Origin of the sequence: Aquabacter albus (genome assembly GCF_040049275.1) — a bacterium.
Lineage (GTDB): Bacteria > Pseudomonadota > Alphaproteobacteria > Rhizobiales > Xanthobacteraceae > Aquabacter.
Map to the genome: position 1 here is coordinate 239326 of NZ_JBDZDT010000002.1, position 11752 is coordinate 251077.

Consider the following 11752-nt stretch of genomic DNA (forward strand, 5'->3'; position numbering starts at 1 on the left):
CCGGGCTTCCCGCGACCGGCCGATCTTCAGCAAGGCCCGATCGCCCCCCAGAACCGATTTTACGGACAGAGGGCAGGTTGGGGGTACCCGAGCCGGCGGGTCCCCCACGCCATCCGGCAGACCATTCCTTAAGGCCGTGCGATTTCTGCGGGCGCTTTCTTCGTCTGGAGGAAGCGGCTCAATAGACGGCGGGTGCCTTGCGCGGAACGAACTGGATGTCCGTCACAAGCTTCTCCCCGCCCACCTGCCGACTGTGGCTGAGCAGGACCGGCTGGCTCGTCCTGATCTGGGCCGCCAGTGTCGCCACCCTTGCGCTCGCAGCGGGCCTGTTCCGGCTTCTCATGAACGCGGTCGGGCTCACAACGTAAGACTCAGATCATCGCCGCGACCGCTCCATGGAGACAGCGAGAGGCCATTCCTCGTGCAGGCCACAGGTTCGATTTCCTCCACCTTCGGAGATTTTCCTAGGTTGATAGCGCCTTAGGAACGCCTTCGGTCAGGTACTGGCCCTGGACGATAACGGCACGATCGTCTTTGATTCAAATGCCATCCTGGGCTATCTCGCGAAGAAACTTGGCCGCGCCGACTGGCTTCCCGAAGACGCCCAAGGAAACGCGGTGATCCAGCGCTGGTTATCTGTTGCAGCCGGAGAGCTGGCCTATATGGTCCAGCGGCGGCGCGCCTCGTCACCGTCTTCGGCTCCAAGCACAATCCGGAAGAGGTCATCGGTCGGGCACATGTCCTGCTTCGGAACCTTGAGCCCCATCTCGACGGCCGTGACTGGCTAGTCGGCGCTGGGCCGACTATCGCGGATGTTGCCCTCTACAGCTATCTGGCGCGGGCAGCCTCAAAGGAAAAAAGCATCGTACTAATTGACCCCGATTTCGGGAAGGTCTCGCCGAGGCAGAGCAAGCTCGACGGGATCGGATGCTCGGCGAATATCTAGCGGATATAGGCGGCTGCCTATCTCTATCACAGGGAGTGTCGGCCGTGACCGCCTCTACTGCAAGCCCTTCACTCAGCAGGGTGGCTTGGGGGAGGGTCGCCACGTTGGGCCGCGGTCAGCTTGAACCGAACCGAGCAGCCCAAGCCGCGGACAACCAGATGGCTCGCCCAGTAATTAAGTTGATCGTCACCCGCTGCGCGGCAACGGGCTCAACCGCCTTGATCGTCGTTTCAGCCGCTCTCTGCGGCGGCGGGAAAACAACGGGAGATGGCATCAAGGTGGTGGACGCCCAAAATGGCGCCACCGCCCCGCCAATGCATTCCATCTTGGCCCGCGCGTCGTGGCAGGCGGATACGTGTACCAACTATCGAGAGTATCTACTATTACTCGGCCAGTCGCACACAATCGCGCCCGTCGTTTTCCGCTAGGTAAAGAGCACGGTCGGCGCGATCCATTAGCATCTGAAGGTCTTCATTCTCTCGTGCGCGACTCCAAAGCTGGCCGTTGGGCTGGCTTCGCCCGAAATAACATCAGATCCGACTTGTTGAAAGTGAAGCGTTCGGGCTGGGAGCTCCAGATTTTGCAGATGAACTCGTAGGGCGTGAGACCGGTGAGGGTCTTGGAGCGTGCGGGCGAAATGTAGGCCGAGGCGAAGTTTACGAGGTGCTGGCGGAGCTGGTTGTGGCTTTCATAGCGTGCCTCGACGATATTGCGGATCGTCGCGAGCCGTCCAAATCGATGCCCCATCCTGGCGGGTTCGATTCCCTCCACCTTCAAAAGGGTATCGATGCGGAAAGTACAAGGCGGTCAACTGAACATCTGTCGTGGCAGCCAGAGCACGAGGTCCGGAAAGGCCACGAATACCCCCACCATCGCCAGTGTCAGGAAGACGAAAGGCAGGACGCCTTTGAAGATGGTGCCGAGCGATGTCTCGGGCGATACCTTGTTCAGGATGTAGCAGTTCATGCCCACTGGCGGCGTGAGTAGCCCGATCTCCACCATCAGCGTCAGGATCACCCCGAACCACACCGCATCGAAGCCGAGATGCAGGATGATGGGAAATACAAACGGCAGAGTCAGCAGCATCATGCCGAGGCTGTCCAGCATCATGCCGAGGATCAGATACATGATGATGATGATCAGCAGCACGATGTAGCGGTTGAGCCCGGCATCGCCGATAAGCGCGATGAGATAGCCTGGTACATCGGTGAGCACCAGGAAGCGCGTGAAGAGCTGCACAGTGATCACGATCATGAAGATCATGATGGAGAGCTGCGCCGACGCCCGCGCCGAATGGGCGAGCGAGGCCCAGTTCAGGCGGCCCATCACGAGGAGGATGAGCATGACGGCAGTGCAGCCTACGGCGGCGCCTTCCGCCGGCGTGAACCAGCCCTGGTAGAGCCCGACGATCATGATCGTGAAGACGAGCATCAGGGGCGACAGCCGCACCAAGGAGAGCAGGCGGTCGAGGAGCGCGAAGCGCGCGGCCACCGGCCCCAGCTCCGGCTTCCAGATGCACAGCACAATCACATAGGCACAAAACACCAGGGTCAGGATGATGCCCGGCACCACGCCGGCCATGAAGAGTTGGCCGATTGAGGTGTCGGTCCAGATACCATAGACGATGAACGGCACGCTCGGCGGGATGAGGATGGCAAGCGTGCTCGCCGACGCAAGGCTCCCCGCCGCCAGCCCCTCCGCATAGCCGTAGCGCCGCATCTCGCGCATGGCGATGGGGCCCATAGTGGAGATGCCGGCGGAGCTGATGCCGGTGAGCGCCCCGAAGCTGGCGCAGGAGACAACAGAGGTCACGGCAAGGCCCCCCGGAATGCGCCCGAGCCATTTATAGACGCACTCATAGAGATCCTTGCCGAGCCGTCCTTCCGAGACCAGCTGGCCCATGAAAATGAACAGCGGAATGCTGGTCATCACGAACTCGGTCGTGGTCTGGAAGGTGATTTGGTAGATTTGGATGCCGGTCTGCGTGAACCCCACCAGGATGGAATTGCCGATGATGGCCACGAGGCCGATGCCAAAGGCCAGCGGCACGCCCGCGGTGATGAAGAGAACAAGGAAGAAGCAGCCGATGAAGCCGATGGTCAGTTCCATGTGGCGCCCCTGCGAGTTGTGAGACGCCCATAGATCCAGGCAATCATGGTGAGGCAGAAGAAGACGCAGCAGAGCGCGCCGAACAGCACCACCGGCCAGATGGGCAGCGGCATCAGCGGCATGGTCACCTGGTTGGTGTAGGATGTGAAAACGGCCTCCATGGCATATGCCGCCAGCGTCCCCGCGACCGTGACCGCCGCGAGGAAGGAGATCACGTCGACGCTCCTGCGCGCGATGCGCGGAAGGATGTCGTAGACGAGGTCCATGCGCACGTGGAACTGGCCGTACCAGGAATAGGGCAGGCCGGCGCAGAACAGGATGAACAGGCCGAGACCCGCAATGTCCTGCGCCCAGGCGAAGGACCGGTCGAGTGCATAGCGCATGACGGCGTCCGCCGTGATCAGCAGTGTGATGGCGGGCACCAGCACGGCGGCGGTGAGGTTGAAGAGGCGGCGCGCTGCCTCTTCAAGCCTGGCCTCGCGATGAGGCGGGGGAGGCTCGATCTCCATGCCCGCCTCAGAACACGATGATGCCGGGCAGCGGCTTGTCCATGAGCTGCTGGGTGATCTCGTCGGCGGGCGTCTTCTCGTATTTGTCCGCAAGGGCCTTCATGTCGCCGATGAACTTGGCGGCGGGTGCGCCCTTGGCCTCATTCTCCTTGATCCAGTTGTCCACCACCGGCTGGGTCGCCGCCTTCCACCGGGCCAGTTGCTCCGGCGGCATGGTGACGGAGACGATGCCGCGCTTGTTCATGTCTGCGAGCGCCTCATCGGCCTCCTTGTCGTAATAGAGCTGCGCGTCCACTTGGTTCCAGAGCTGGGCCCAGTGATAGAAGAGCGCTTTCAGGTCCGGCGGCAGCTTGTCGAAGCTCGCCTTGTTGACGCAATACTCGGTGGGATTGATCCAGAGATTGACGTCGTTGCGGTTCTTCGCGATCTCCATGAGCTTGAACAGGCGCGAGCCGGCATCGTGCATGGTGGCAAGGTCCACCACGCCGCTCTGGAAGGCGGAATAAAGCTCGCTGGTCTGCACATTGGTGGGAATGCCGCCGAGCGCCTCGCCGAACTGCGCCTGGAGCACGCCCGGTGTCCAGATCTTCTTGCCCTTCACATCCTCCAGCTTCACCACCGGAACCTTGGATAGGATCTTGTTGGGCCGCGTGGTCGCCACGCGCAGGAGATAGACGTTCTTCGCCTCGTATTCCGGCTTCAGATATTTGACATAAAGCTCTTGCGCGACGGTGGAAGAAGCACCCGACGTCGAGAAGATGAAGGGGATGGCGAGACCGTGGTGGAGGCTGAAGCCGCCCGGATTGAAGATGGTGTAGCAGTTGCCGAAATCGGCGATGCCGCCCCCGATGGCCTCGAACGCGCCGCGCTGGGCGTTGGAAAGGGTACTGCCCCAGAAGGGGCGCACCACCAGCTTGCCGCCGCTCACCTCCTCAAGGCGCTTGAAGCTCTTGATGAAGAGATTCGCCAGCGGAGTGCCGGCCACCACGAAGGAAGAGTATTTGAGGGTTATGGGCGGCCCGTCATAGGTGATCTTCGGGAAATTGGCCTGCGCCTCGCCGTCCAGCCACTTGGCGATGAGCGGCTTCTGCCCCGCAGGCGGCGACACCGCCTGCGCCTTTGCTTGCGGAACCCCGGCGAGGCACAGCCCCACTCCGAATGCTGCAATCAGAACACCGTCGCGCAGGCGCGCCAACGCCTCCGCCGAGGTGCGCTCGCCTCTATGCCGTGCATGTGCCGCCATGGGTTCCTCCAGTGTTCTTATTGGTTGGGGATCACTCCGGGATGATGGGGAGCAGAAGGTAGTTCTCGCGGTCCTTGCCGAAATGGATGGTGGTGGTACCGCCATAGATGGAGACGGGGCGGTCGCGCGGATCGTCGTGGATGAACGGCCCGCAGCCGGTGAACACGTTCTTCATGTTGGAGAGCTTGCCGCCCGAACCGCCGGGATAGACATAGTCCTTGCCCCGCACGCTCAGCGCGATGCGGTAGCCCTTCGGCACCACGATGCAGGTAGGCACGATCTCGATGTCGAGTGCATAGACCTCGCCGGGCTTCAGCGGCTGCTTCTCATCGTGCGTGTGGTAGGGGCGATGGGGCAGCGTCAGCGCCTTATCGAGTTTGCGGTGGGAGGCGCGCAGCCAGCCCTGGCCGATGGGCGTATTGGGGTCGAGCGCGCCCTGGAACACAACTTCCTTGAAGTCCGGCGTGAACACGCGCAGCACTAGGAAGAGGTCGGCGTCTTCCGTGGAGGAGGAGATGTTCAGCCGCGCCGCCACCGGCCCGGTGATTTCGGTCGCTTCCGGCAGGGGCTCTGTGATGAAGCTGACACCTTCGCCGAGTGCCTCGAACGCCACCTCGGCGTCCTTCCCCGATGCCTCCGAGCTCAGCTTATGGGTGGGCCGCAAATGCAGCTTGGTCCATTTGGTCTTGGGAAGCGGCCAGTCCTTTTCGTGGCGGATCTCAAATTTCTCGCCAGGATGTCGGATGTTGAGCTGCACCTTCGGCTGCTTGTCCCAGCCGTTTTTCTCCCCTTTCAGGAAGTAGTCGAAGAACCTGCGCTGCAGATCGAGGCCATAGTCCGTGTAGTAATGTGTCCAGTGCTCGATGCCATGCACCTCCAGCCACTTGTCCTTGGAAGAGGAGCGCACGAAGCCCTCGAAATTGCCGCGCGGATGAAGCGGCTGGCCGCCCCAATTGGCGGCGGAGAGGAGCGGCACTGTGATCTTCGTGAGATCCGGCGTCATGGCCTTCCAATAGTCGTCGTCGAGGGGATGCTCGAAATAGGTGCGGCCGAGATCGAAACGGTTGGCGCCCATCTCCTCGGAGGTCAGGGTTTCCGGCCCCGAGACCCAGTCACCGGTGATGCGGCTGCGATGGCCGTTGACGCCCAGGCCGTATTGCACGGTCCGGATCTGCATGTCGTACCAGTTCTGGGCGAAGGTGGAGTAGATGCCGCCATTGTGGCTGAGCTCGCGATAGAAATCGGCAAACCCTTCCCACACGCAGATGGCCGCCAAGTGCTTCGGGTTGAGCGCCGCCACCTGCCACTGGTTCACGGCATAATAAGAGATGCCGCTGAGGCCCACCTTGCCGTTGGACCAGGGTTGCTCGCCCGCCCACTCGATGCACTCCGCAAAATCCTTCGTTTCCTGCGGAGACCAGTGCTCCACATAGCCGGGCGAACGGCCGGCGCCGCGGGAATCCACGCGCACGCAGACATAGCCGTGGGGCACCCATTTCTCCGGGTCGCAAACCTCCCAGCTCGCATAGCGGTTGCTGGTGCCGGTCATGACTTCCGGATGCTTCTCCTCCATCCGCTTCCACGCGGTCTCGTAGCCGTCCACAAAATGCAGCCATTTAGCATAGGGGCCGTAAGTAAGGAGCACCGGATACTTGCCCTCATCGGTGGGCCGATAGATATCCGCGCGTAGAACAAGGCCGTCCTCCATGGCGATGGGCATGTCCCAGTCGATGCGCATGCCGTCGCGGATCTCGCTGACTTCACGGTAGCTCATTGGAATATCGTCCTTTTTTCTTGAATCGAGATGCAGAGGAAGAGGTGACGTCAAGGCGCACACGCTCACTACGCCGGCACCTCGCGCCAGCGGGATACAAAGCAATGCAGATGGCAGGGGACGATCACGCACTGGCCGGTTGGCCGTCGCCGTCGCAAGCCCCATATGATCCCGTCCCGCACTTAAGCGGAGGCAGGTTCAGCCGTGTCGATAAAAGAGAGAAGAGAAGCTGACGCGTCGCCCGGCGGCATAGCCTCGTCGGGCCACCGGAAAGTGGCTGTCGGCATGGCGTTCCTCCTAGAGAGCGGTGCCACTTTCCGGGGGGATTGAACGCCCCAGTGCAGCCCGATCTTTCTTATGTTCGAAATTTAGGTACAAATCGGATTTAATGGCAACGGAAAAATTCGAACATTTTGCGATTCCGGAGATAAGCTTATATGCCTAAAGAGAAAAATTCTCCAGAAAGCAAGCGTGTCGCAAAAGTTTCGCAGCCGACGCGGCGCACCGGAGAGGTGTCGAAGACCCTCGGCGAGGCAGCCTATCGGCTGCTGCGGCGAGACATTCTGTCAGGTCGTCTGCCGCCCGGTTACAGGTTGCAATTCCGCCCGCTGGTGCAGCATTACGACCTCGGCATCGCACCGCTGCGGGAAGCGCTTTCGAAGCTCGCCTCGGAACGCCTTGTCTCGTTCGAAGGCCAAAGGGGATTTGCTGTCGCGCCCGTCTCCCGCGAGGAGCTACACGAGGTGTGCACCTTGTGGGCGGAGCTCTCTGCCGTCGCGCTCCGCATGTCCATCGAGCGGGGCGATGAAGCCTGGGCGGCGCACGTCCAGTCCTCGGCCGAGCAACTCAGCGCAGCCACCCTCCCGGCCTCGCCGGACGACTTCGAAGCCATCGAGTGGTGGGAGCGGCTTCATTCACAGTTTCATCGCAGCCTCACCTCGGGCTGCGGCGCTCCGTGGCGTGAGCATTTTTGCTCCGTGCTCTGCGACCAATTCGAGCGCTATCGCCGGACCATCCTCCTGCGAATGGCAATGTCCGCCGAGACCGCCGCCACCGTGGACCGCGAGCACCGCGAGATTGCAGAGGCCACGATGCGGCGGGACAGCGCGGAGGCCGTACGCCTCCTGACGGCGCATTTCGAGGGAAAGCTAGCCTATCTGGATTCCCTATATACAGGGGTATCTCTGAACACCGAGCAGGTCGAGCTGAAGTTGCGAAAGCGCCCTTCACGCCGCAAGAAGTCAGTGATGAAAGGCGCCGATCTGTCCGTCGTGATGAGTGGTGAAGTCACGCAAAAGGCAGGCCGGAGACGCCTGCGCGCCCCTGCTTGACCGAAACTGCCATGCGTTTTCTGGTGAAGCTCGAGGTCGGCTCAGGCGGCTGGTTCAGCCGCATCTCGGACATCGGACATTCCTGGCACGAGAGCGTAGCCGGGTCCTGGAGGCTCGCCTTGATCTCGGCAAGCTCCCAGTTCTCCAGCCTGCCGGCGAACCACAGCTTCAGGTGCCGAAGCTGTGTCATGCCCATGAGGTCGCTGACACTCGGGATATAGGCGTCGCGGGGGGCTCCCTCCTGAGCTCCTGCGATTGCACAGGTGGCGCAAAGGCGCTGGAGACGGCGGCGGTTGTTAGAATCTGGTGCCAGCCCCTGTGTCCGGTGCGCTCGCGCCGGCTCGGGATGACGGCATCGTCCGCATGTCGTGACGCCCCCTCATTCACGTTCGAGATGAGCCCTCTGTTTGGAGGGGGGTGAGGGGCGCCTTGTTCATGCTACGCACTTAATTTTCGTAAGGTAAGCATTGTATTATCATATTTAATTTTATAGTAAAAATGCTCTCCTTCAATCATTGTTGCTTAGATCTGGAACGAGTGCCAAATGTTGGCTGCAGGGTACCTGCGTGTCCGCCGCCAATATCTGAACGAAATGTCATTTAAGCCCAACGGTTCGTGTGCATCAGCCATCCAGGTTCGGGTTTTAGTAGGGCGCAACGTGGCCTGAAGGAGGAGCCGGACATGTCTGAAAGCGGAGCGGTGCGGAAAAGGGCGACGCTCGGCGACGAGGCATTCATGTCCGTAACCCATCTGCGCACTTCCATGGCCGAGGCTGAGATGGCCAAGATATCGGGAGCTCAGCGCAGTGGATCGTGCTCAGGCATGGTTGGAATTGAGCAAGATACACTCTGACGGATCGATCCGGGCCGAGGAAGGTGTTGGAACAGCCACTTGATCTCACGGCTAGAAAACTTTCCGCCGGAGGGGACGAAAGGGACTGATGGTGATGTGGCGGATCAATCCGAAAGCAAATGATGCACGGAGGTTTCGCTAGACCCATCGGGGACGCAGGTCCGGGCTAAGCGCCGGTGCACCTTTGCGAAGCATTGGCCTTGAACACGATGTGGAGCAAGCCATGAGCGAAGCAGCCACCACTCGCATCGATCAGTTCCTCGTTCTGCACTCCGCCCGGGCGGATCGCTGGCGCATGGTCCATAGCGCGGCCGAAAGCTGGGTCGCGGGAGACGCGGATCGAGCGGACGTGAAGGCCGCGCTGGCCGACGTCGCCTTGATGGAGGAGTTCCACGCCTATCCCGGCCCCCAGGCCATGCGGGTGCTCCAACAGCATATCGCCTCGGACGACGCGACGGGTGCGGCGGCGATCATCCGGCAGATTTCCGAGGCGATCATCACCGCTCGCGAGAACGCGGATACGCTGGCCCACGCCGGCAGTGGCGAAGAGATGCCTGAGCTCCTGCCGGGCGCGTTCGCAGCCGAGGAGCGCGGGCGCCCGTCCTTCGAGACCTTGTTCGTGACCCTGCAGCCGCCGGCCCGCTGGCCCGCCATGAGGGACGAAGTCAGGCGTCTGCGCCGCCGCGAGGACGCATTCGTCTATGACAGCATCTTCGTGGCATCGCTGGAGGATGCGGTCTGCGCGGCGCTCGTCAACCCGCGGATCGCCGCCGTCGTGACGACAGACGACATGCCCTACCGGTCGCGTCATGACGCACCGGTGCTGCGCTCGGTCCTCGATCCGATCCTCAACTATTCCCGCGACCAGGCCACCGGCATCGATCTCGCCCGGATCCTGAAGAACCTTCGGCCGGAACTCGATCTCTACATCCTGTCGGATCGCAATGTCGAAACGCTCGCCGGCGACCCGCAGGCCGATTGCGTCCGGCGGATCTTCTACGCCATCGAGGAGCCACTGGAGCTGCACCTCTCGATCCTGGAGGGGATCGCGGCCCGCTTCGAGACACCGTTCTTCGACAATCTGAAGCATTACACCCAGCGCCCCATCGGCACCTTCCACGCTTTGCCCATCGCCCGCGGCAAGTCGGTGTTCAGGTCCGAATGGATCCGGGACATGGGGGAGTTCTACGGCATCAACCTCTTCCTCGCGGAGAGCAGCGCGACCACCGGCGGTCTCGACAGCCTGCTGGAGCCCACCGGAAATATCAAGAAGGCGCAGGAATATGCCGCGCGCGCCTTTGGCGCCGACAAAGTCTTCTTTGTCACCAACGGCACCTCCACCAGCAACAAGATGGTGGTGCAAGCCCTCATCAAGCCCGGCGACATCGCCATCATCGATCGCAACTGCCACAAGTCGCACCATTACGGCATGGTGCTCAGCGGCGGCCAGCCGATCTATGTCGAGGCGTTTCCGCTGACCCGCTACTCCATGTACGGGGCGGTGCCGCTGAGCGCGATCAAGAAGGTGATGCTCCAGCTTCGTGCGGAAGGACGGCTGGACCGGCTGCGCCTGCTCGATCTGACGAACTGCACGTTCGACGGCCACATGTACAATACGCGCCGCGTGATGGAGGAGTGCCTCGCCCTCAAGCCGGACCTGATCTTCCTCTGGGATGAAGCCTGGTCCGGCTTCGCCCATTGGTCCCCGTTCCTGCGCCCGCGCACGGCCATGGGGGCCGCCGCCGCGATCAAGGAGTGGATGCGCCAGCCGGGCTCGATCGAAGCGTATGAGAAGCAGCAGGCGAAGCTTGGCAAGAAGCCGACCGAGGAGACACTTCTGGAGACGCGCCTGATCCCCGATCCGCACAAGATCAGGCTGCGCGTCTACCAGACGAACTCCACGCACAAATCCATGTCGGCGATCCGGCAAGGTTCGATGGTGCTCGTGCACGACGTGGACTTCTCCCACGTGGAGAGCCAGTTCCATGAGGCCGTGTTCACGCACGCCTCGACCAGCCCCAACCAGCAGCTCATCGCCAGCCTCGACGTCGCACGCCGGCAGATGGAGCTCGAAGGCTACGGGCTGGTGATGAACGCGATCTCCATTGCGCTGAAGATACGCGCCGCCGTGAACCAGCACCCGCTGATCTCCAAATATTTCAGGATTCTGGGTGCCGACGAGATGATCCCAGAAGAGTTCCGCAGGTCGGGTTTCGTCGATTTCCTGACGCCGGGCGTGAACTGGGGCGATGTCGCGAAGGCGATGCGCGAGGACGAATTCTATCTCGATCCGACGCGCATGACGCTCGTGTGCGGAGCGGCCGGGTTCGACGGCACGCAGTTCAAGGGACTTCTAGCGAACAAGTACAACATCCAACTGAACAAGACGTCGCGGAATTCGGTGTTGTTGCAGTCCAACATCAACAACACGCGGAGCGACATCGCCCATCTGGTCCGCGTGCTCGTCGAAATTTCCCGCGGCATCGAGGACAGTCTGAACACCGGCGGCAGCGGGGTGCAAGATGCCTTCAAGGCGCGGGTCAAGTCATTGATGGACGACGTTCCGGACCTGCCGAACTTCAGCCATTTCCACAAAGCCTTCCGAAAGGATGCGGGCAAGAAGACCCCCGAAGGCGACATGCGCAGTGCCTTCTATGGCGCCTATGTGGAGGAAGAATGCGAGTACGTGCCGCTCTTCGGTGCAGCGATCGACAAGCGTCTGGCGAACGGGCCTGATCTCGTCTCCGCGAACTTCGTGATCCCTTACCCGCCCGGGTTCCCCATCATGGTTCCGGGCCAGGTCCTGACGCGCGAGACCATCGATTTCATGCGCAAGCTCGATGTGAAGGAGATCCACGGCTACGAGGCCGCCAAGGGGCTGAAGCTCCTGCGGACCGACGCCCTCGAACACACGGCGAACTGAGCGGGGATGGGGAGACACAGGGATGGCAGGCTTCATTCCATCGCCGGCACAGGCTGTGGGACCCG

General features: G+C 61.7%; 9 protein-coding genes and 2 pseudogenes. 4 read left to right on the forward strand and 7 right to left on the reverse strand.

Features of this window, described 5'->3' with window-relative positions:
* Window positions 1-178: 178 nt before the first annotated feature.
* A complete protein-coding gene (locus ABLE91_RS04150) occupies window positions 179-307 on the reverse strand; it encodes a hypothetical protein (protein WP_348929622.1) in 129 nt (42 codons plus the stop codon).
* On the opposite strand from ABLE91_RS04150, the gene ABLE91_RS04155 reads away from it, so the two are divergent.
* The gene (locus ABLE91_RS04155) at window positions 285-368 is read left to right on the forward strand and encodes a DUF2474 family protein (protein WP_348929591.1); all 84 of its coding nucleotides are present in this window, start codon (window positions 285-287) and stop codon (window positions 366-368) included. The two genes, ABLE91_RS04150 and ABLE91_RS04155, sit on opposite strands and share 23 nt — an antisense overlap.
* 117 nt (window positions 369-485) lie before the next feature.
* Window positions 486-844: pseudogene (locus tag ABLE91_RS04160) on the forward strand (glutathione binding-like protein); the annotation flags it as partial.
* 573 nt (window positions 845-1417) lie between these two features.
* Here ABLE91_RS04160 and ABLE91_RS04170 read toward each other — a convergent pair.
* The 5 genes and pseudogenes from ABLE91_RS04170 to ABLE91_RS04190 all read right to left on the reverse strand — a co-directional run.
* A pseudogene (locus ABLE91_RS04170) lies at window positions 1418-1639 on the reverse strand (hypothetical protein); the annotation flags it as partial.
* A 114-nt stretch (window positions 1640-1753) separates the two neighbouring features.
* Window positions 1754-3055, reverse strand: coding sequence for a TRAP transporter large permease (locus tag ABLE91_RS04175; protein ID WP_348928697.1), 1302 nt, complete (start codon window positions 3053-3055; stop codon window positions 1754-1756).
* Window positions 3046-3564, reverse strand: coding sequence for a TRAP transporter small permease (locus ABLE91_RS04180; protein ID WP_348928699.1), 519 nt, complete (start codon window positions 3562-3564; stop codon window positions 3046-3048). Before ABLE91_RS04180 ends, ABLE91_RS04175 begins: the two co-directional genes overlap by 10 nt.
* A 7-nt stretch (window positions 3565-3571) precedes the next feature.
* Window positions 3572-4807, reverse strand: coding sequence for a TRAP transporter substrate-binding protein DctP (dctP, locus tag ABLE91_RS04185; RefSeq protein ID WP_348928701.1), 1236 nt, complete (start codon window positions 4805-4807; stop codon window positions 3572-3574).
* Window positions 4808-4838: 31 nt separating this feature from the next.
* Complete coding sequence (locus ABLE91_RS04190; RefSeq protein WP_348928702.1) at window positions 4839-6581, reverse strand: CocE/NonD family hydrolase; 1743 nt, start codon at window positions 6579-6581, stop codon at window positions 4839-4841.
* A gap of 437 nt (window positions 6582-7018) precedes the next feature.
* Here ABLE91_RS04190 and ABLE91_RS04195 point away from each other — a divergent pair, with 437 nt between their 5' ends.
* Complete coding sequence (locus ABLE91_RS04195; RefSeq protein WP_348928704.1) at window positions 7019-7912, forward strand: GntR family transcriptional regulator; 894 nt, start codon at window positions 7019-7021, stop codon at window positions 7910-7912.
* Here the strand turns inward: ABLE91_RS04195 and ABLE91_RS04200 are convergent.
* The gene (locus ABLE91_RS04200; RefSeq protein WP_348928706.1) at window positions 7869-8108 is read right to left on the reverse strand and encodes a hypothetical protein; all 240 of its coding nucleotides are present in this window, start codon (window positions 8106-8108) and stop codon (window positions 7869-7871) included. The genes ABLE91_RS04195 and ABLE91_RS04200 overlap by 44 nt on opposite strands.
* Before the next feature lie 879 nt (window positions 8109-8987).
* Here ABLE91_RS04200 and ABLE91_RS04205 point away from each other — a divergent pair.
* Entirely contained in the window at window positions 8988-11687 is a 2700-nt protein-coding gene (locus tag ABLE91_RS04205) for a decarboxylase (protein WP_348928708.1), read from the forward strand.
* Window positions 11688-11752: the final 65 nt, after the last annotated feature.